The 17,491-nt window shown below is 54.5% G+C and carries 25 protein-coding genes and 2 pseudogenes; 12 read left to right on the plus strand and 15 right to left on the minus strand.

Features of this window, described 5'->3' with window-relative positions; all coding sequences use genetic code 11:
* Positions 1 to 20 precede the first annotated feature (20 nt).
* Complete coding sequence (locus tag AC07XZ_RS22965; RefSeq protein ID WP_102687689.1) at positions 21 to 368, minus strand: hypothetical protein; 348 nt, start codon at positions 366 to 368, stop codon at positions 21 to 23.
* On the minus strand, positions 365 to 700 hold the full coding sequence (locus AC07XZ_RS22970; RefSeq protein WP_102687690.1) for an MFS transporter: 336 nt from the start codon (positions 698 to 700) through the stop codon (positions 365 to 367). The genes AC07XZ_RS22965 and AC07XZ_RS22970 overlap by 4 nt, the downstream gene beginning before the upstream one ends.
* 383 nt (positions 701 to 1,083) lie before the next feature.
* Here AC07XZ_RS22970 and AC07XZ_RS22975 point away from each other — a divergent pair, with 383 nt between their 5' ends.
* Complete coding sequence (locus AC07XZ_RS22975; RefSeq protein WP_102687691.1) at positions 1,084 to 1,332, plus strand: hypothetical protein; 249 nt, start codon at positions 1,084 to 1,086, stop codon at positions 1,330 to 1,332.
* A gap of 83 nt (positions 1,333 to 1,415) precedes the next feature.
* Here AC07XZ_RS22975 and AC07XZ_RS22980 read toward each other — a convergent pair whose 3' ends face one another.
* The 11 genes and pseudogenes from AC07XZ_RS22980 to AC07XZ_RS23030 form a co-directional block, all read right to left on the minus strand.
* On the minus strand, positions 1,416 to 1,688 hold the full coding sequence (locus AC07XZ_RS22980) for a hypothetical protein (RefSeq protein WP_146024025.1): 273 nt from the start codon (positions 1,686 to 1,688) through the stop codon (positions 1,416 to 1,418).
* 173 nt (positions 1,689 to 1,861) lie between these two features.
* Positions 1,862 to 2,539, minus strand: coding sequence for a bacteriophage antitermination protein Q (locus AC07XZ_RS22985; protein ID WP_102687692.1), 678 nt, complete (start codon positions 2,537 to 2,539; stop codon positions 1,862 to 1,864).
* On the minus strand, positions 2,536 to 3,138 hold the full coding sequence (locus AC07XZ_RS22990; RefSeq protein ID WP_102687693.1) for a recombination protein NinG: 603 nt from the start codon (positions 3,136 to 3,138) through the stop codon (positions 2,536 to 2,538). The genes AC07XZ_RS22985 and AC07XZ_RS22990 overlap by 4 nt, the downstream gene beginning before the upstream one ends.
* Entirely contained in the window at positions 3,138 to 3,539 is a 402-nt protein-coding gene (locus tag AC07XZ_RS22995; RefSeq protein WP_039772263.1) for a recombination protein NinB, read from the minus strand. The genes AC07XZ_RS22990 and AC07XZ_RS22995 overlap by 1 nt, the downstream gene beginning before the upstream one ends.
* Positions 3,536 to 3,799: a hypothetical protein gene (locus tag AC07XZ_RS23000; RefSeq protein ID WP_102687694.1), complete on the minus strand. Its 264-nt coding sequence runs from the start codon at positions 3,797 to 3,799 to the stop codon at positions 3,536 to 3,538. The genes AC07XZ_RS22995 and AC07XZ_RS23000 overlap by 4 nt, the downstream gene beginning before the upstream one ends.
* Positions 3,796 to 4,593, minus strand: a complete 798-nt coding sequence (locus tag AC07XZ_RS23005; protein ID WP_102687695.1) for a hypothetical protein — start codon at positions 4,591 to 4,593, stop codon at positions 3,796 to 3,798. The genes AC07XZ_RS23000 and AC07XZ_RS23005 overlap by 4 nt, the downstream gene beginning before the upstream one ends.
* Positions 4,580 to 5,506: a helix-turn-helix domain-containing protein gene (locus AC07XZ_RS23010; protein WP_102687696.1), complete on the minus strand. Its 927-nt coding sequence runs from the start codon at positions 5,504 to 5,506 to the stop codon at positions 4,580 to 4,582. The genes AC07XZ_RS23005 and AC07XZ_RS23010 overlap by 14 nt, the downstream gene beginning before the upstream one ends.
* Positions 5,503 to 5,790 carry an HNH endonuclease gene (locus AC07XZ_RS23015; protein ID WP_102687754.1) on the minus strand — a complete coding sequence of 96 codons (288 nt, stop codon included), beginning with the start codon at positions 5,788 to 5,790 and terminating at the stop codon, positions 5,503 to 5,505. The genes AC07XZ_RS23010 and AC07XZ_RS23015 overlap by 4 nt, the downstream gene beginning before the upstream one ends.
* Positions 5,791 to 5,798: 8 nt before the next feature.
* Positions 5,799 to 6,102, minus strand: a pseudogene (locus tag AC07XZ_RS23020) (phage replication protein); the annotation flags it as partial.
* Between the two features lie 179 nt (positions 6,103 to 6,281).
* A complete protein-coding gene (locus AC07XZ_RS23025; RefSeq protein ID WP_102687697.1) occupies positions 6,282 to 6,896 on the minus strand; it encodes a DUF8585 domain-containing protein in 615 nt (204 codons plus the stop codon).
* A 53-nt stretch (positions 6,897 to 6,949) separates the two neighbouring features.
* Entirely contained in the window at positions 6,950 to 7,162 is a 213-nt protein-coding gene (locus AC07XZ_RS23030; protein ID WP_102687698.1) for a transcriptional regulator, read from the minus strand.
* 99 nt (positions 7,163 to 7,261) lie between these two features.
* Between AC07XZ_RS23030 and AC07XZ_RS23035 the strand changes: the two genes are divergently transcribed.
* The 3 genes from AC07XZ_RS23035 (at position 7,262) to AC07XZ_RS23045 (ending at position 9,977) form a co-directional block, all read left to right on the plus strand.
* Positions 7,262 to 8,032 (plus strand): S24 family peptidase, encoded by a 771-nt coding sequence (locus tag AC07XZ_RS23035; RefSeq protein ID WP_102687699.1) that lies wholly within the window; start codon positions 7,262 to 7,264, stop codon positions 8,030 to 8,032.
* 188 nt (positions 8,033 to 8,220) lie between these two features.
* The gene (locus AC07XZ_RS23040) at positions 8,221 to 8,844 is read left to right on the plus strand and encodes a hypothetical protein (protein WP_146024026.1); all 624 of its coding nucleotides are present in this window, start codon (positions 8,221 to 8,223) and stop codon (positions 8,842 to 8,844) included.
* A gap of 2 nt (positions 8,845 to 8,846) precedes the next feature.
* The gene (locus AC07XZ_RS23045) at positions 8,847 to 9,977 is read left to right on the plus strand and encodes an XRE family transcriptional regulator (RefSeq protein ID WP_102687701.1); all 1,131 of its coding nucleotides are present in this window, start codon (positions 8,847 to 8,849) and stop codon (positions 9,975 to 9,977) included.
* A 1,169-nt stretch (positions 9,978 to 11,146) separates the two neighbouring features.
* Here the strand turns inward: AC07XZ_RS23045 and AC07XZ_RS23050 are convergent.
* Complete coding sequence (locus AC07XZ_RS23050) at positions 11,147 to 11,386, minus strand: YceK/YidQ family lipoprotein (RefSeq protein WP_102687702.1); 240 nt, start codon at positions 11,384 to 11,386, stop codon at positions 11,147 to 11,149.
* A gap of 174 nt (positions 11,387 to 11,560) precedes the next feature.
* Between AC07XZ_RS23050 and AC07XZ_RS23055 the strand changes: the two genes are divergently transcribed.
* The 6 genes and pseudogenes from AC07XZ_RS23055 to AC07XZ_RS23080 all read left to right on the plus strand — a co-directional run bounded on the left by AC07XZ_RS23055 (position 11,561) and on the right by AC07XZ_RS23080 (position 14,028).
* Positions 11,561 to 11,965, plus strand: coding sequence for a hypothetical protein (locus AC07XZ_RS23055; protein WP_102687703.1), 405 nt, complete (start codon positions 11,561 to 11,563; stop codon positions 11,963 to 11,965).
* Positions 11,962 to 12,153 carry a hypothetical protein gene (locus tag AC07XZ_RS23060; protein WP_102687704.1) on the plus strand — a complete coding sequence of 64 codons (192 nt, stop codon included), beginning with the start codon at positions 11,962 to 11,964 and terminating at the stop codon, positions 12,151 to 12,153. The genes AC07XZ_RS23055 and AC07XZ_RS23060 overlap by 4 nt, the downstream gene beginning before the upstream one ends.
* Positions 12,150 to 12,344 (plus strand): hypothetical protein, encoded by a 195-nt coding sequence (locus AC07XZ_RS23065; RefSeq protein ID WP_102687705.1) that lies wholly within the window; start codon positions 12,150 to 12,152, stop codon positions 12,342 to 12,344. The genes AC07XZ_RS23060 and AC07XZ_RS23065 overlap by 4 nt, the downstream gene beginning before the upstream one ends.
* Before the next feature lie 157 nt (positions 12,345 to 12,501).
* Positions 12,502 to 13,248, plus strand: coding sequence for a hypothetical protein (locus AC07XZ_RS23070; RefSeq protein WP_102687706.1), 747 nt, complete (start codon positions 12,502 to 12,504; stop codon positions 13,246 to 13,248).
* A complete protein-coding gene (locus tag AC07XZ_RS23075; RefSeq protein ID WP_102687707.1) occupies positions 13,245 to 13,808 on the plus strand; it encodes a siphovirus Gp157 family protein in 564 nt (187 codons plus the stop codon). The genes AC07XZ_RS23070 and AC07XZ_RS23075 overlap by 4 nt, the downstream gene beginning before the upstream one ends.
* A 7-nt stretch (positions 13,809 to 13,815) precedes the next feature.
* Positions 13,816 to 14,028: pseudogene (locus AC07XZ_RS23080) on the plus strand (hypothetical protein).
* A 109-nt stretch (positions 14,029 to 14,137) separates the two neighbouring features.
* On the opposite strand, the gene AC07XZ_RS23085 reads toward AC07XZ_RS23080, so the two are convergent.
* Entirely contained in the window at positions 14,138 to 15,712 is a 1,575-nt protein-coding gene (locus AC07XZ_RS23085; RefSeq protein ID WP_146024027.1) for a P-loop ATPase, Sll1717 family, read from the minus strand.
* A 161-nt stretch (positions 15,713 to 15,873) separates the two neighbouring features.
* Between AC07XZ_RS23085 and AC07XZ_RS23090 the strand changes: the two genes are divergently transcribed.
* Both AC07XZ_RS23090 and AC07XZ_RS23095 read left to right on the plus strand, forming a co-directional pair.
* Positions 15,874 to 16,257 (plus strand): hypothetical protein, encoded by a 384-nt coding sequence (locus AC07XZ_RS23090; protein ID WP_102687708.1) that lies wholly within the window; start codon positions 15,874 to 15,876, stop codon positions 16,255 to 16,257.
* A gap of 409 nt (positions 16,258 to 16,666) precedes the next feature.
* A complete protein-coding gene (locus AC07XZ_RS23095; RefSeq protein WP_102687710.1) occupies positions 16,667 to 17,446 on the plus strand; it encodes a DUF2786 domain-containing protein in 780 nt (259 codons plus the stop codon).
* Positions 17,447 to 17,491 lie beyond the last annotated feature (45 nt).

The following is a 17,491-nucleotide window of genomic DNA, read 5'->3' on the forward strand; positions in this document are numbered from 1 at the left end:
TTCGCGAAACGTGTCGCGACTTACTTGCCTCGCCGTTCGATCCCGCCCGGCGCCTTTTCACAGCGCAGGCAGTGTTCGCAGTTCAGCGTCCGGCACAGCCAGGCCTTCACCTGCTGCCACCAGATGACCATGAAGATGTGACGCATACCGGCCAGAGCCAGCGACGCGTGCAGCGTGATCCCGGCCGTGGTCGGGCCCATCATGAAGATGTTCTGCTCCCGGCTCATCACGACGAAGCCGCTGATGGCGATCGCCGAATAGATAAGCTTGCCAATGACGCCGTCCCGTACTCGACCGCTCAGAACACACCAAGTCGCCCACAAGGCAATCAAGCCGCAGGCGATGGAGTTGATCAGTTCAAGATTCATGGGTTGCCTCCCCCGAACCGCTGGCGAATAAGCGCCCAGAGGTCAGCGGCTTTGATGGCTCGGTTGATGGCTGCGAGGAGCGATCCGCCGAAGGTGCCGAGCAGGAAGCCGATTCCGGCGACGATCTTCGGCTCGGTCACTCCCAGATAGGTGCTGACCATGCTCGTCAGGTATAGCGAGCAAGCGATACCAGTGATCAGGAAGATCAGCCAGGCGCGCCAGTCGGCCAGATCGTCCTTGTGCCACCAGCTTGCGACGACAGCGCCGATCAGTCCTGCGATCAGCAATTCAAACCTGTCGATCTTGTCGAGCAGGCGCTGCAATAACTCCATGCGCTCGACTCCGTGTGCATGATGGAAACGAAAAGGCCCCTGCGAATGCAGAGGCCCTGAATAGGTACGCTCGTCTTTCCTAGCTGTCCGCCAAAGGCCTTCTCAACGTCGACGCCCCTTTGCATCGATCTCGCTGATCCAGTCTCGCGCTGCCCTGAAGCAAATGGTGAGGTCAGGGTCCGCGGGCTGCCGGTGTTGATTCCGTACGTCGCACTATCCGGCTATCGACGTCCAGGCCTTCCCGAGGGCTGCCCTGGCTACAGGTAAATTCGAGGCATAAAAAAACCGACGCATTGGTCGGTTTGGCAAATCGAGATCAATCGTGATAACAAGTCCTCTCTCAGGAGGGGCCGTTGGGGCGCCACCATGGAAGAGGAACTGCAATGCTCGTAGACATTTATCGCGACGAAGTCCTGGATAAAATCCTTATCGTAGAAGACGGGAAAGGGATCCCTCGAATTTCCGGCAAAGGCTCGCAATTCTTGAAAGATCTTACGTTTCAGCGGCAGGTCGACTTCAAAGATCTTCCAACTGGACTTCAGAGCGAAGAGGTAATGGCGTCACTCAAAGAGCGCGGCTTTTACGCTGCCCGTCAAACTGTGACTGTTACTGAGGTTGAGATCCAAGACTGATTGGTCAACAAAAAACCCGGCGCGGTGGCCGGGTTTCTGAATAGTGCAGCGGTTTAACGCTGCGTCCCGCTAAGCGGGTGGGCTTACGCCCGAATTGTCACTGCGGTTACACCGTTGACCAACAAGCCGGCGCTCAATACTTGAACCGTTTCCACAACCGCCAGGTCAACACATTTCACATTCTGTTCTTCCATACCATTTCCTCCAGTAGTCATTACTTCTGTTTTCAACAACATTTTGTTCTTAAGCCAACTGGTAGCTGCGACTACCAGAAATCCCAAAATGCCGACTACCATCGTTAACGGCGTAAAAACCGCAGCACCAGCAGATGCTCTTTTGACCAGCCAACAACTCAAGCTAGTACGTGAGCAAATAGTGCCAAAATAATGGCAAAAAGTCAATTCATCAAAAATACCATGCGTGAAGAAGCAAAAACCCGGCTCTTGGCCGGGTCAGGTATTCGTGTGCGTTTCGCGTTACTTGTGCACTATGGGAAAAGTACGCTCGAAACGCCGTCATGTCAACATCTTTATGCCGCCTCATGATCTTTTTCCGAGTGGATCACCTGCCATAGTGGTTGCTGGGCCTGAATATCCACTTCTTTTATGACGTTCTTCAGGGATTCCCACAAGCCAAGCCAGTCGCGCGTCCAGTTCTTCGGGTCAATGGTAACGCCGAAGAAGGCTTCCATCTCCGCAGCCACCCGCGCGGGGCCCCACTCCGCCCCGCCCTGAACCTCCCCCTTGTACGATTGCAGGGCCAGAGTGACCAAGTACTGCGCCTTGATTCGCTTGGCCGAAGTCAGGTCGGGCAATGCCGCCTTGGCGGTGATCAACAGCACCGCATTCAGCAAATGCCGCATGTTCATCGCCGGGTGATACAGGTAGTGCCCAAATTGCTGAACCTGGAACGGCAGTGTGTCGATTGCGCGCAGTACTTTGCCAATCATCGCCAGGTGTGCGGCGCGGGCGGTGGATCGGCCGACCGGCGTTCGCCGTGTTTCGCTGATGCTGATCCTCTCGCGCACGACCTGGATACGCTCCTCCTTGTCATCGCCCAACGCAGCGAACACGGCTTCATGCCGGCGCATGCGAGTGCCCTTCTTCACCGGTGCCGACTCCGCCCGCTCAATGGCTGCAGCGCTGATCGACGCGTTCGATTCGTGCTGAGCCTCAGTCCATACCTGCCTTGCGTTGATCAGTTTCATGCTGCTTCCTTTTTCAGTTCTCTGGTCTTTGCCCGATATTCGGCCTTGATGGTTTTGATTTCTTCCACGGTGTATTTGCGGGCCGGATGAGGCCCCTCAAGCCAGGCCACCTTGTCGGCGCCGAGACGCTGCACCAACCGGATCCGGTACTCGACTGCGTTGCCGGATAGGTTACGGTTGCACTTCACGCACTGGCGGTGGATGTTCAGCGGCTCGAAACGCAGCTCCGGGCAGGCGCCCACGGATCGGTAATGACCAGCGTCCCAGCGGCTGCCCGTCATGAGGTCGCTGTCGTTCGGCATCGAGTCGCAGCTGATGCACGGCAGATGCGCGTCACGCAGGCGGACGTACTCGTTCACGGCGGCCTGAGCCTCGCGTAGGTGATCAGCCCTGCTCTTCAGCTTCTCCTTGCGGACCTTGATCTCGCGGCGGTCACGCTGATCGATCGCCTTTCGTGCCACCTGCTGGTTCGCCGGCTGTTTGGCCAGGTCCAACGCACACTTCACGCTGCAAGCCTTCTGTGTCGAGAGTGACGGCCGGAACTTGTCGCCGCAGGACTTGCAGCTCTTCTGCTTCACTTCCTTGATGGCAGTACGCATCAGTACCGCCCTCCCCACTTGTCCTGTTCAGTCCAGCGCACGTCATGCTCGGCGCCGAAGGCATGCATCAGCTCGAACAGATCGCTGAACCACTTCTGCGACTGCTTGCGGGTGGATACGGCCATCACGACGAAGCCACCGTCGAGGCCAGGCTCCGCGCGTTGTTTCTCCAGCGAGGCACTGAAAAGGCACTTCCAGTCCTCGCTGGTCAGCTTCTTGCCGTGCCAGATGACCTGGTCGGAAACGTCCTTGAGCATTGCCCACATCTTCCGATTGCAGACGTCCGGGCGTTTTTCATCGCGGATCACCACAATCTTCGGCTTGCTGAGGTCGATGGCGTGCAGGACGCCGGCGAGGCGGTTGATATCGCGTTGGTCACGGATCGTGTATTCGGGATTCATCGCATCACCTTCACGCCCAGAGCCTCGACCTGCTCCTGGAGCTGGCCGGCAGCGCGCTGCAAGGACTCAACCTGCCCACGCAGCGCAGCGTTCTCCGCATTGACGTGGTTGAACTGCGTGGCGATGTGTTCCTCCAGCGAAACCTGGTCACGCTGCCAGTCGATCTCGTCGTGGTAGTAACCGAAGCGTTCGCAAAGGCTGCGGTGGAAGTTTTTGAAGCCAGCCTCAGCCTGCTTTTTCTGGTCATTGATATCGGTCATTGAGCCGCACTCCTTGCTTTCAATTGTTCAGCCTGCTGAATGAGCAGCGCCCGGCGATCGGCCAGCTCGTAGGCTGCCAGAATTCGCAGTTCTGTTTGTTCCTCTGCTGATGCCTTGCGCATGGCGAGCATCGAGTCCTTCACCGCTGCGAGTTTTTCCCGAAGGTTCGAAGATGGACGCGCGACTTCGCCGGTCAGCAGAGCCGCAACCGCCCGCCCGTCTTCAGTGACCGGCACGACACTCAAGTCGGCCAGGTACTGCTGGGCGCGCTCCTGTGGGATCCGCTGCATCTGCACAGCCTTGGTTATCGCCTGCGTGCGGCGGTTGGCGTCGAAACCGACAGAGACATGCCAGTTCACCTGTTTGTTGTCCTCCCTGGCCTGCCCCACCAACCGCTCATAGGCGCTGTTGAACGCCATGCGCGCACCGACCTTATCGCCGGCGTCGAGGACAGGTTTTGCAGCGACCAGAGCAAGTTGGATTTCGTCGGTCAGCACCACGGTTTCGAACTCGTCGTTCGTGGTCATTGCGATCGCCCAAGCTTCGTCCTTGCCCGGACGCCCGTCGGCGGCCTGCACACGCTGGAGAATGTCGGCCATCGCCAGCTTGCCCTTCACCTCGAAGCGGCAGGCTTTCAGCGCTGCCTTCACGGTGGGCACCGAGTAGGCGCAGAGGTCTTCGGCCATCATCGCCGCAGTGCCTGGGTTCATTTCCTGCCCCATGGCCTCGGCGGTAGCGCAGATTGCAGCTGCCAGTCCGGCAACCTGCTGATCGTTCATTTCAAAGGTACTCATTGCGCTCCCCCCCTTGGCGCTTGGCCAAGACCATTTGCGCGGCTTGCTCGGCAGCGGAGATGTTTGCCTCGGTGCGCTCCATCTGGCGGGCGGTAGTCCCGTTGATGCGCTGACCAGTAACCCACTGGGTGTGGTAGCTCTCGGCATTGGCCAGCAGCTCGTTGAGGCTGTGGCACTTGCGCAGGACGCCGGCATCGCTGGTTTTCAAGTAGTGCGCGGCGACGTGATGCGCGACATCGGCGCCGAGTCGGTCGACCAGTTGGCCGAGCTGACCACCGACCTTGGCGTTCCACACCGGCCAGGTGCTGTAGCGCTTGCGGTAGGCCATGGCGTAGTTCGCCCAGACCTTGAAGGTTTTGCAGGACTGGTCTTTGGGACCGGGCATGTCAGCGGGAATCTCAACCCGTGGCGCGTCGGTGCGATCAACCACCAGTACCAGGTTGCGTGACTGAGCCGGCACAACCTCGGCGGAAGCCGGGGGTGCAATTGGTTCAATGACCGGTTCATTGACTGGTTCAGAAGAGTGACTGGTTCTGGGTGCAGCTCCTGCACTACCCCCTAGTGCAGGAGATTCACTAGGGGGTGAACCAGCTGCACTACCCTGGTGAATCTGTTGCACTACCCCTGGTGCAGGAGGTGCACCACCATCGAGAGTCAGGAAGTAAACATTCGACGAATTGCCCTTCGGCCCACCCTTCCTGATTTCCTTGCGCAGCAGCCCTGACTCGCACAACGCGGTGATGTGATTCATAACGGAACGCTTGCTGATCTCGCACTGATCGGCGATATGTTGGTAGGACGGCCAGCACTCCCCCATATCACTGGCATTGTCTGCCAGCTTGATGAGGACCAGCTTACGCAGCGGATTACCGACGCGGAGTTTCATGGCGGCGACCATAAGGCCCATGCTCATGCGGCACCTCCGGTGATACCGCGAAAATCGATGGTCTGAACACCCTTCCAGCTATTGCAGGACATGCACAGTGTTTGAAGATTTTCCATCGATGCTTCGCCACCCAGGCTCTCTGGAATGACATGGTCAGCTCTCAAGCGGAGTCGCACCGAACAGCCACAACGCAGGCAGACATGCCCATCTCGAGCAAAAACGAGAGTTCGCGATTCTGAAGGGATGGGCTTTTTTTTCGTTCGACGGCGAGGTGGCTGCACCGGCGGCTGGTATGCACTGAAGTGCCCCATGCGATCGGGATTCCACCCGATCGCCTTCTCGGTCAGTCGGAACAGCGTGATGTTCGAAGTGCTGGAAAGCTCAATCAGACCGGCCTCTTCCAAGGCCTTCAGCATGCGGTAAGCGGTGTCTGGCTTATCGGTGAGCAACGGCAGCTCCTCGATGATCTTGGCTTTGCTCAACGCGAAGAAGATCCCGTCGTCAGTCTTGACTGGCTTGCTCCAGCTCGGGCAGCCGTAGACGAAGGCGAACAGCAGGGCCTGCTGAGAGTTCAACCCCCACTCCAGCGCCTTCACCTGATTGATAGTGACGGTGAACTGCATGTCAGGTATTCCTGACGTGAACGGAAAATATAAAAGCTCGCGACACGTTTTGAGAGTTCTGAAAACGTGTCACGACATTGTTCGGGGTATTGCTCGAATTGGGTTGGCTCTGCATAATCGGGTCTCTCTAGTTTTGCGAATAAGCCGACCTTCTCCGTCGGCTTTTTTGTGCCCGATGTTCAGGCGATCTTCAAATTCAGCCGGTGTTTCGCGATCAGGGCTTCTGCCTTCCGGCCCAGCTCCCCTGCTCTCGCTTCTACCTGGCGGCACTGCTCGGCGAACGCTGGTAAATGCGGCAAGTCCGCTTCGCACATCACCTGGTCGTCAAAAACTTCACTGCCCGTATCGATTACGTCGCCGAGTGCGCGGATCAGCGCACCGAAGCTTTTGTTGGCGCATTGGTCGCTCTGCATCTGGCGAGCCCCAGTCAAGCCATGGCGAGCGGCCAACTCGTTAATGCAGTTATCGCGGTACTCTGGTTCGAGAGCGTTTACCCAAGACTCCTCAAGCCAAGACGGCATCTCCTGATCCCCGGAGAGCCAGCGCTGTACACGCTTCAGCCAGCGACCGGTCGCCCTCACAAACTCGCTCACGTCACTGGTCAGTTCTGGCGAATTGAAGTCTGGAACTTCCTTCTTCTTGGCGCGCTCAGGAATCGACAGGTGCAGCTCACGGCTCAGCGATTGCGCGAAATCGTCCTGGCTCAAGCTGGTTCGGACGATCTGGTTTGCCGCATGCGCCACCAGCACTTGGTCACGGGTTTGGGCGCTATGTCTTGGACTGGACGTTTCCATGGGGACTGCTCTCTTCTAATCTGGCTTCAACGGATTGGCGTGGCGGGTCGAGCTTAAGAAGCGTTCTTCCACTGGATATCTGGAAGGCACTCTTGCCGAGTCACCTCTCCGCCTGTTGCGTGTTCAATTTCAATGGCGCGCTCCGCAGTGATGGAGCGGTCGCCAGAGATCAAACGAGAGAGGTAGCTCGCCGGAATGCCGAGGCTGAGGGCGAGGCGTTTTCTTCCGCCGCGCGGAAGCTGCTTTGCGTACGTGGGGAAGTCCATTCTGGTTTACCTTCTGGTTCATTTATGCACGAATTTACCATAAATGTTTACCAAGTAAAGGTAATTTCCCCAAAGGGAAATAAAGGTTCTAATGGGGAGATGGACATCAAAGACATACGCAGAGCCAGAGTTCGCCAGATCATTGATCGCGACTTCGGCGGAAAAGACGCTGACTTCGCCGCCCGCGTGGATAAGCAGCCGTCCTATATCTCCCGGCTTTTCACCGAAAAGGCCGAGCATCTCCGGAACATCGGGGAGAAAATGGCGCGCGACTTCGAAATGAAGTGCGGGCTTGCACCTGGCTCCCTTGACCGTCCATTGAGTGAGGGGGAGCTATCTGCAGCTTCGAAGTCTGGTGTTGTCAAGCCGAGGACTCAAGTCGAGATCCCGCTGTCCTCGATCGAGACCTGGGACGACGAGACCCCGCTCGATGATGATGAGGTCTACGTCCCCTTCCTTCATGAAGTCGAGCTGGCTGCCGGATCAGGCAGGTTCGCGATCGAAGAAAACGCCAACTCCCGTCTGCGCTTCAACAAAAAGGATTTGCGCCAAAATGGCGTTCAATTCAGCAACGCGAGGTGTGTGAAGGTCGGCGGAAACAGCATGATGCCGGTGCTGCGCGACGGCGCCACGGTCGGCGTGAACGTGGGGAAAAACTCACTGAGCGATATCGTCGACGGCGAGATGTACGCCATCAACCACAACGGTCAGCTTCGCGTGAAGCAGGTTTATCGGATCCCTACCGGGCTACGCTTGCGGAGTTTCAACCGTGATGAGCATCCGGACGAGGACTACACGTTCCAGCAGATCCAGGAACAACAGATCTCGATTTTGGGGCATGTTTTCTGGTGGGCGATGTACTCCAGGTAACCCGAATCCAGACTCGACTCAAAATTGACTGCGCGGTTTCAGAAGCCTTTGTCTGTCACGAGACGATTTGGCGGGTGATGGAATCTGGATCCTAACGGGCAAAAGACAAGTCACCAACAGTTCGGTTGACAATTTAGTGATTTTAGGCAAAATGGTTGACACGAACAATGTCAACCAGGTGCCTTGCGATGCCCAGTCTCCCCCAGCTCATTGATACCGATCTTTCCTTTGAAAAAATGGCGGTAATCTCCAAGGCAGTAGCTCTGGGATATAGGGCTTCGCTGGAGATCATTCGCGGTAACGCTGTTCTTGGGACGAATCTCATGGCTGCATCTGGCCACATCAAGCGTGCCTGCGTTGATCACTTTCTCGCAGCAGCACCTGGGTCAGCGCCAGATTCCGGAATCTCGGCGCGGATGGAAAGTAATAGAAACGGCTCTTCCAAACATATAGTTGTGCGTTCAGGTCGACTGGTATTGACGGCTCACAATGTAAATAGCCCTAGAACAAAGATGCTAAAAAACTCTTTGTATAATCGGGTCCTCTCAAGCCCGAATATGGATCTATTTTCCGAGTCATATGAAGATCATGAAAGTGAAATCGTTTGCGGCCAGTTGCTGCACGGCTCAAAAGCAACACTTGAATTCATGAGCCTTGTCATCCCTGACGCAAACTGCAGAAGATCTCTTTACACTCGCCAAATTCCTCTACCAACCTTTGAAGAGGTGCGAGAGGAAAAAATTGAAGACAACCTCGACAATCTCTTCGAAAAGATCACAAAAGAATTTGAACAAAGCAAGAAAGCTCGTTAATCATGAAATTCAACCCAGCACGACTAACTGAAGCCCGGCAGGCCGCTGGACTTACAATGGCAGCACTATCTGAGCGAATAGGTGTTACAAGGCAAGCTGTCTCTATCTTTGAGAAAGGTTCTAAGAGTCCAACCTACGAAAATGTCTCAAAAATTTCAAAAATCTTAGAGGTAGGCACAGACTTTTTTTATTCCGAATCCAAATCGATTCAAGAAATCACAACGCCCTCTCACTTTAGAAGTTTCAAAACGACGGCTAAAAAATCGCGAACGAAAGCACAAGTTCAAGAGTCGTGGTTCGCGGAGTTCTCTCAAGCGCTCCTAGCAGACATTAACTATCCGGGCGCCAATATCTACCGATCCCCGGTTGATGATTTTACTGAGCTCACACTGGAAGATATTGAGTCCATAGCACTCGAAGCTAGGAAATTCTGGAAGCTTGGGGCGGGCCCGATCAGCAACATGACTAGACTGCTAGAAAGCAACGGCGTCTTTGTTGCTCAGCTATCAATGGACCGTCAAACTCAGGCATTTTCAAATTGGCGCGGAAACCTCGCCTATATTATTACTGAAAGACAAAATAGCAACGCGCGACACAGGTTCAATCTGGCCCATGAATTAGGCCATCTTATTATGCACACCGCCGTATCTGACGAAGACCATGAAGACGACGAACTGGTACAAATGAAGGAAGATCAGGCGAATTTTTTTGCCGGCGCCTTTCTTTGCCCTCGCCAGTCAATATTACAAGAATTTACTTCGTGCTCTCTTGACGCGCTGATCCATCTAAAAAGACGTTGGGGTATTTCTATCGCGGCGCTGACGGTTAGAGCGAGATCTTTAGGACTAATTACAGAGAATCAAAGTATTTATGTATTTAAACAGTTAGCAACTCTTCCCGGAGGAAGGAAGAGCGAGCCGCTTGATAAAGAAACCCCTAAAGAATCAAGTAAATTGATTAGTGACATGATTGACTTTTTGGAGAGAAAAGGAAAATTCTCAAAAGACGACATAGCTAGGATCCTCCCCCTCCCCGCGAAGCGCCTTGCTGAAATGGCAGCAAAGCCAGAGGCGTATTTTTTACCCTCTGAGGAGCTTCCCAGCAATGTAATTTCATTCCAGCTACGCAAATAAGACAAGCCCGGCGTAGCGCCGGGCTTTTTAATGTCCGCCCTTCCCTCCTAAGTACCGCCTTCCAGACCTTCGACCGAGTGCGCGTAGAAGTCTGCCGCTTCCTCCGTCAATTCGCGCCCATCATCACCGTCAATGCCTGACTACTGGAGACGTAAGGATCGCTTGGCAGCCCATGAACGGCATGCAAAAAACTTCACATCGACTATGCTCTTAGCTCATCATGACTTAACAGCCCGCCTCCCCCTTGGCGGGCTTTTTTTGCTCGCGATAATTGTCTTGCAGCCCGCTCCCAGCGCGGGCTTTTTTTCGTCTGGAGAAAAATGAATAGCATCAGCCATTTACCAAAAACCGAAATTTGTTTACCAATTAATTTACCATTATGCATTGACAGGTAATTTCCAAATGGTAAATTTACCTCAGGCCAACGAGACACCGGCCCAGCAGCGAAAGCCGCGCCGCTCTTTAACAACCCGCGCCATAAACGATTACCCGGCTCACGCTGGGAGGTCAGCCCCGGCCACACCTGTGGGGCGAGATGAAGTCAGGTGAACAAAATCGCGCTGCCACTACTGGCGACCGGCGATCCGATAGCCCCGAAAGGCTACCAACGCGCAGAACTGCGACGGCGGACGAGGTATTGACCGAACTGGCGAATGACCCGGTAGGAGGCGCGAGCAATTCCCATAGATTTACTGATGCCGCTTTCTTTAAGCGGCATCAATCCATAGCGCAGAGCTCTCCTTGCCCTAAATCTCAGATGAAGGGGACAGTCAGGGAGCGCTCTGCGGTATGGATTGAACAATCGCCGAAGTAGAAAAAATGAATTAGCAACTTGCCCGCTCGGTCAAGAATTATGAACGTAGTAAATCTGACGAGGTGACAGCAATGACTATCCAAGCAGAGACACTCGTACAACTGACCGAGGCGCTCCAGCAGCGCGGAATGAATTTGGTCTCAGATGTCCACTTTACCCGCGCGCCATACCGGCATAACCACCGCTGGATTTGCACCGTAGAGTGACCATGCTCGTTGCCGGCGGCTCGGACTACGACTCCATCGCCGGCCCCACTGAAGCTTCCCTATGAGCCTACCGGTCGCCTGTAGCGCTATCCCTCCGCTGAATGGTGATTGCGCCCTGTGAGATCACATTAATGCAGACGCATGACAGCTCAAAGGTTGCAGCTGTATTGGTATTCGAAAGGAAAAAAGACGGTATCGACTACCAAAGAAAACGGCGCGTCGATCAGTAAAAAAGGAATCAGCTTTCCTTTGGACGTACCGACCAACCACCAGTCAAATCGCACACCGATATAGGGGCATCGGTGCTTGTCATAATCCATGCGCATGGCCGTTGCCATACACCCATTCAGACTGGCAATCAGCACCAGTAAAATTGCTCTTCGAACCACGTAACGTCCTTATTACTTCTTTGCGCAGAGCTGCATAGACGCTATCGCGTAAAGATAGTCACCCTTCGCAACACCACCCGAATGCACTCCCCTCCGCGCCCAACGGCAACCAGCGGAGCGGATGAGTGCATCCGAGTTTTGTTGGATCAACACCCCGCCCCCCTGGAGACGACCATGTCAGCTCTACGCAAGCTCATCCCGGAAGACGATTTTCTCGACACCGATGCAGGTCAGGAATGGCTGGCAGAGTCGGTCGACGATCTGCTGTGCCGGCGCCATATTGAAGCGCCGAATCCGGTGGGCCGAAGCAAGGTCCTGGTCAACGCTAATCACCTGCCGGAAGCGCTTGCGGATCACATGGCCGCGACCCCAGACCCAGACCGCTGCATCGAGAAAATCCTGATCGAGTTGGTCCGGCGCGGCGACGGCGGCATCTTGCACACCTGGGCCGTCGAAGCCGTCGGCGGTGATGCGCAGATCATTCGGTCGCTCGCTGGCGACTTGGTCGCGGTGCACGCCAACGAATACCGCGATGCAAAGCGCGAAAGCGATCGCGTCGAGCAGGAGTGTGGGTTTTGAGCCCTCACATACTGATCGACAAGGCACTTGATGGTGTGACCGCTCCCTTCGCCCATGAAGAGACAGGCTTGCTCGTACAGGAGCTGATCACCCGCCTCTTCACCGACGGCGCTATCACCATCGACGAGTTCAATCACTACTGCAAGCGGCTGCGCGACGTCTGTCAGCAACGCAAGGAGACGGCATGAGTACGGCACCGGTTAAATCGCTGATTGATGAGCAACTGGAGGACATCGAACACAAGATCGCCCTGCTCGGCTTCGGTCTTCCTTTCAATGAGGTGATTGGTCGCGAGCGCGAGGAGTTGGTTTCGAATCTCCCGCAACGCTTGGCGCCGTCCATGAAGGGCAAACGGATCGCTGTGAAGGTTCGGTCGTGACCGGTCGCCAGTTGGCCCGCCGCATTCTGATCCGGCGCGGATCGTTCTCCGCCATTGGCGTCTTCACCTTCCTGATGCTGCTCAGCGCCCTCGCCGATCGCATCACTCAATAAACCACATCTTTCAGAGCTGCGTACTTGCGCGGCGGGAGATAGTCATGTCCGTACCCAACCTCGCCCTTTGGGAAGAGGTCGAAAAAACCGACCCCAAGTTCACCAAGGAATACACCGGTTCCGGCGGTTTCACCGGTACCGCGGTAAATGCACAGTACTTGGCTAAACGTGCCACCGAGCAATTCGGCCCATGTGGTACCGGCTGGGGTTATGACGTGATCGAAGAGCGCTTCGATATTGGAGGCCCGCTGCTGAATAAAGAAGGAACGGTGCTGACCCACGCTCAGGTCCATACCCTCAAAGTCGCACTGTGGTACCTGGGCGGCGATGGTGAACGCAAGACGATCACGCACTACGGGCACACGCCCTTTATCACGCAAAACCGGTTTGGCATCAGCACTGATTTCGATGCCCCGAAAAAGTCCCTTACGGACGCGATAGGTAAGTGCCTGAGCCAACTCGGCTTCTCCGCCGACGTTCGTCTGGGGCTTTATGACGACATTCACTACGTCAACGAACGTCTGGGTGAAGCTGAAATCGAGCGCGCCGAGGACAAGATCGAAGCGAAGGAGCGTCTGGCAGCCGAGTACCGCGAATGGCTCTCGGAAACACTTCACCTGATTGGCACCGCGCAGTCGCTCAATGAGCTGGAACAGCTCTACAAGTCGGCGATGCGCAAGCTGGACTTGCGCAAAACCGATCCAGATTGCGCAGTCCACAAACTCAAATTCACCCGCGCCAAGGATGCCCGCAAAGCAGACCTTGAAGACGCTATGGAAGGTGCTGCATGACTGACCTCTACAAACTGAATCGGCAGATGGCCGAACTCGCTGCACTGGCCGACACCGACGACGAGGGGCTCCGCCAGGCTATCCAAGACACCATGGATGGCATCAAGGGTGAGTTCGAAGTTAAGGCCGACAACGTCGTCATGCTGCGCCGGAACATCGAAGGTGATATCGACGCCATCGATAAGGAGGTCGACCGTCTGAACGAGCTCAAGCGCATCAAGAAAAACACTGTGGGCCAGCTCAGCGATTACCTGCGCCGGAACATGGAGGCCGCAGACATCAAATCGATCAAGCGACCACTGTTCACCATCACTCTCGCGCTCTCGCCCGAGAAGGTCATTGTCGACAACGAACAAGCCGTGCCTGATGAGTTTGTCTCAGTGAAGAGCGTGATCACACCCGACAAGAAAATCATCGCCGTTCGGCTCAAGGAAATCCGCGAACACAACGATGCTGTGCGCAAGCGCATTGAATCCGGCGAAGACGCGGAGCATGAACTGCTGCTAGAACCGGTATGGGCTCACCTTGAGCGCGGCGAAAGTTCGATCCGGATCAAGTGAGGCCAGCATGATCAGCAACCACCTGAACCTAGTGGAGCAGCACCGGCCAGACGCTGAGTCGATCTCTGAAAGAGTCGCCCAGTACCTGGCCGCCGGTGGATAGATCGACCAGCTGAAAAGTCCGCCGCGCAATCCGCTGCCACCGCCCCGCTCGAAGAAAATAGACCCTGAAACGGTCCTCAAGCGGCGCTCGAAAAAACCTTTCAGCGTATCTGCATGATTGGAGGCTTTTGACCCACCAATACGCGCGCACGGAAAATATTGTTACGACATAAGTGTACGGGAGACAGCCAGCGACAACGGCCGGGGCGTCCCCCACAACAAGTGCATCACCTTTTGCTTTTAAAGCGAGTGGCTTTGGATGCTAAGCCAAAACGAGCACTTTGTTCCTTCTGTTCTGAAATAAGAAAATCTCGAAATACTGGATGTATTTCCCATAAGCTTTGCTGGAGGTCATTCCACCTTGCCTTCGTTACCAATCCAGGCTCTTCATGGGGAAATACAAATCGGTATCCCTCTTTTTGTCGTGAGTCAGATACGCGGGGATAGAAAACCCCTGCCTGAAACAACAGCGACCAAAGAGAAAGTATATCCTCTTCACGAGTAGGCTTGAGTGCAACTCCATTCATCGTAATAGTAAATGCACTCTGTATATGGATGAGATGCGCCCGCACTGTTTCAGTATCTGCTAAAAAAGAGCCATGCTTAAATTCCAACTTATGAAACGATCTAATAACATGGATCATCTGGGGGCATTCGGCTTCATACTCTCCAGCAACCAGCTCAGCGCGCTCTTTTGAATAGATAGGCATTACGGTAGAAAAAATGTCTTCATTAATTTTTTTTGCATCATTTCTAAGCGCAATTTGCACAAGCATGTTGACCAATTGAACGGCATCTCTTGGCCTTTCCCGAGAGCGATATTTAATCAGATCTGGCCAACTGCTTCGTTTTTCACTGAACGGCATCCTCGGCATATCTCCGTCAAAGAAAAGCGAATAATTTGCATCAACGGTTTCATAGCCTGCACGCTTTGCAGCCAATATCAGGCGTTTTTCGATAATACTTTGAACATGGTCTAAGGATGGATTGACTCGATAAACCAACGGTCGAAAATGGTCAATTTGATCTCGTTGTCCAGAACCCTCTTTCTCGAGGGCACGCCAAATCTCATCCCGCAGTGTAATGACACAGCGAATCTTATCGTTGTTTAATGACAACTCGCGCGCAGCAAGAATAAACGCCCATATGCGATTAAGGTGATTTCTTGTCCCAGGGTTAGCAACTTGATCTGTATCATCAATCAATATATAAAAAGCGGTTTTTGATGTTTCTATATTAGATTTTACCAGGCGCTCTAATCTTTTGCAGCTAACAGTGGTAGCTGAAGGAAGTAACGTTGAAAAATCATAACCTGTGAAAGGTTTAGAGAACCCATTCAATATGCGTGCAAATTTTGATACAAAATCTGCCCTTACTACACCTTCAGCAGTAGCCAAATGCAACAACTCAGCATTATCCCCTGTCACCATTGACGGCAACTGCTTCGCAATTTCATCGGAAACTGCTTTCATGATTGCATTATAAGCTATACGTGTGAGCTCTCCAGAGGGAGCATTCTCGCCCATAGCCGACAGTTCTAGATTCAGAGGTTTTATTAAAAGTCCTGGTAGCCCTGCATCCTTAAGGAATCGAAGTGTAAAATCCAAAATGGCACTTTTTCCGGAACCCTTTTTTCCAACTAAAAGACGAGGACTTCCTATAGGAGGAGCAATAATATCCGCGTATTCGTGCGTTTGGACGAAGGCTTCTTGCAAAATGTATTTTTCGCCTTCTGCTGTACCAGTTGGCACATAATATTGCAGCGACATCATCAGCTCTTCGATGGTAGGGATATCATCCATCACAATCTTGCTCCTTGATTTTTTTGTTTACGCGGATGACATAGATAACCCAACCACTACCAAATTGCCACCACCGGCCTCGGAGTTTTCCGGCTGGGAGCAAGAAAGCAAGCGACAGACCTGGCTGGACTTGCCGGCCAGCGGAATTGAAGAGGTAGGCCATGGCCGAAGAACAGGAACTGACGGTGGAAGAGCCGCAGCTGACAGCGGAAGCCATCAAGCAGCGCAAGAAGCGCGAGAAGGCAGCAGCCAAGGACGCTGCATTGGGCGTCGAGAAGTTTACGGTTGAGGTCGCCGGCGTATTCAAGCCAGACCTCAAACGAGTCATGGTCGCCCACGGCTTCAGTAACCAGCAGGAGGTTTACCAGCTGCTGCTGATGAACCTGATCGCCGCCGACTTTGATACCCAGGCCAAGATGCTGCACTGTGTCACGACACCTTTCGTTGTCACTGAAAAGGTGTCGCGCATTATTAAGGCGGCAGGAATGAAGTCGCTGACTGACGATCCGCCAGAGCCTGATGACGAAATCTTCACGCCGGCCTGACCATCTCACCAAAGCCACAGCTCCGGACCACAAAGGGCGCCAGCTCGATTTCGCCTCAGGCTTGAAGGATCATCGGCTCTTGGGTTCCCAAAAATGAGACTGGAGGACAACGTTGCATTTTTCCCAGTAGGCAATAAGTGCTGATTTAGCGTCGTCGACAGACTCGAACGCTCCATTCGGCTTAGTCGCACCCCTAACCCCGTCATCAACTTCACAGGAAAGTACACCGTCGGGGATCGATCTCAAGATGCGACCTCGCGTGACTTTGTCGCTGTTGATAAAACCAGAAGCTTCAAGCTCAAGCACAACTTCGACAACTTTAACCACAACCACTCTCCTTCCGGCTCCATGCCGGGCCGAACACAAATACCCCACTTCTACGAATCACGCCAGCCGGCGAGGATCCTCTATGTCCGCACAACAGATCGACGAAAAGAAACTCGAGCGAGCGATCCGCAAAATCAAGCACTGCCTGGCACTGGCCCAGAGCGCCAACGAGTACGAAGCCGCCACCGCGTTGCGCCAAGCCCAGGCGCTGATGCGCGAGTACCGGCTTACCGATATGGACGTGAAGTTGAGCGACGTAGGCGAGGTCGAGTCGGACTTGTACCGCGCCAAGCGGCGGCCAGCATGGGATCAGCAGCTGAGCATCGCCGTAGCGGATGCATTCAACTGCACGACCCTGCGCCGCAGGAAGTGGAGCCCTGCAAAGGGCCAAGTGATCGAGTGCGCGACATTTGTCGGCGTCTCTCCTGCTCAAAACATCGCCTTGTATGCGTATGAGTCACTGCACACCAAACTCACCCAGGCGCGCAAAGAATACTGCTCGGCAGTAAGGTCTGGAGTTCGCCGCAGTGACTACTCGCCCGAAACCGCCGGCGACCATTTCGCGCTGGCATGGGTATGGGAGGTTCAGTCGAAGCTGAAAGCGCTTGTGCCTCAGGCCGATGATGATCCGATCGGCCAGTCCGCCACCGACCAAGACCTCGTCGCGATTCAGGCGAAGGACAAGGCATTGATCAGCGAATACCTCGCCACTCAGGACATCAAAGAGTCACGCAAAAGCAAGGGCGTCGAGCTGGATATGAACGCCCAGATCGCAGGGATGCTTGCCGGCCAAAAGGTTGAACTGCACGCCGGCATCGCACGCGGTGGCGACGACATTCTGGCCCTATCCGCAACCGCTTGACCTCACTTCACTTCACTACCCGGCACTTGCCGGCAAGGGCTCAGC

The sequence above is a fragment of the Pseudomonas sp. GW458-11-26-14-LB4 genome (genome assembly GCF_059423925.1).

Excerpts from the sequence above, each read along its gene's own strand:
- AC07XZ_RS22965 (WP_102687689.1), bottom strand. The coding sequence starts at position 368 with ATGAATCTTGAACTGATCAACTCCATCGCCTGCGGCTTGATTGCCTTG.
- AC07XZ_RS22970 (WP_102687690.1), bottom strand. The coding sequence starts at position 700 with ATGGAGTTATTGCAGCGCCTGCTCGACAAGATCGACAGGTTTGAATTG.
- AC07XZ_RS22975 (WP_102687691.1), top strand. The coding sequence starts at position 1,084 with ATGCTCGTAGACATTTATCGCGACGAAGTCCTGGATAAAATCCTTATC.
- AC07XZ_RS22985 (WP_102687692.1), bottom strand. The coding sequence starts at position 2,539 with ATGAAACTGATCAACGCAAGGCAGGTATGGACTGAGGCTCAGCACGAA.
- AC07XZ_RS22990 (WP_102687693.1), bottom strand. The coding sequence starts at position 3,138 with ATGCGTACTGCCATCAAGGAAGTGAAGCAGAAGAGCTGCAAGTCCTGC.
- AC07XZ_RS22995 (WP_039772263.1), bottom strand. The coding sequence starts at position 3,539 with ATGAATCCCGAATACACGATCCGTGACCAACGCGATATCAACCGCCTC.
- AC07XZ_RS23000 (WP_102687694.1), bottom strand. The coding sequence starts at position 3,799 with ATGACCGATATCAATGACCAGAAAAAGCAGGCTGAGGCTGGCTTCAAA.
- AC07XZ_RS23005 (WP_102687695.1), bottom strand. The coding sequence starts at position 4,593 with ATGAGTACCTTTGAAATGAACGATCAGCAGGTTGCCGGACTGGCAGCT.
- AC07XZ_RS23010 (WP_102687696.1), bottom strand. The coding sequence starts at position 5,506 with ATGAGCATGGGCCTTATGGTCGCCGCCATGAAACTCCGCGTCGGTAAT.
- AC07XZ_RS23015 (WP_102687754.1), bottom strand. The coding sequence starts at position 5,790 with ATGGGGCACTTCAGTGCATACCAGCCGCCGGTGCAGCCACCTCGCCGT.
- AC07XZ_RS23025 (WP_102687697.1), bottom strand. The coding sequence starts at position 6,896 with ATGGAAACGTCCAGTCCAAGACATAGCGCCCAAACCCGTGACCAAGTG.
- AC07XZ_RS23030 (WP_102687698.1), bottom strand. The coding sequence starts at position 7,162 with ATGGACTTCCCCACGTACGCAAAGCAGCTTCCGCGCGGCGGAAGAAAA.
- AC07XZ_RS23035 (WP_102687699.1), top strand. The coding sequence starts at position 7,262 with ATGGACATCAAAGACATACGCAGAGCCAGAGTTCGCCAGATCATTGAT.
- AC07XZ_RS23040 (WP_146024026.1), top strand. The coding sequence starts at position 8,221 with ATGCCCAGTCTCCCCCAGCTCATTGATACCGATCTTTCCTTTGAAAAA.
- AC07XZ_RS23045 (WP_102687701.1), top strand. The coding sequence starts at position 8,847 with ATGAAATTCAACCCAGCACGACTAACTGAAGCCCGGCAGGCCGCTGGA.
- AC07XZ_RS23055 (WP_102687703.1), top strand. The coding sequence starts at position 11,561 with ATGTCAGCTCTACGCAAGCTCATCCCGGAAGACGATTTTCTCGACACC.
- AC07XZ_RS23065 (WP_102687705.1), top strand. The coding sequence starts at position 12,150 with ATGAGTACGGCACCGGTTAAATCGCTGATTGATGAGCAACTGGAGGAC.
- AC07XZ_RS23070 (WP_102687706.1), top strand. The coding sequence starts at position 12,502 with ATGTCCGTACCCAACCTCGCCCTTTGGGAAGAGGTCGAAAAAACCGAC.
- AC07XZ_RS23075 (WP_102687707.1), top strand. The coding sequence starts at position 13,245 with ATGACTGACCTCTACAAACTGAATCGGCAGATGGCCGAACTCGCTGCA.
- AC07XZ_RS23085 (WP_146024027.1), bottom strand. The coding sequence starts at position 15,712 with ATGGATGATATCCCTACCATCGAAGAGCTGATGATGTCGCTGCAATAT.
- AC07XZ_RS23090 (WP_102687708.1), top strand. The coding sequence starts at position 15,874 with ATGGCCGAAGAACAGGAACTGACGGTGGAAGAGCCGCAGCTGACAGCG.
- AC07XZ_RS23095 (WP_102687710.1), top strand. The coding sequence starts at position 16,667 with ATGTCCGCACAACAGATCGACGAAAAGAAACTCGAGCGAGCGATCCGC.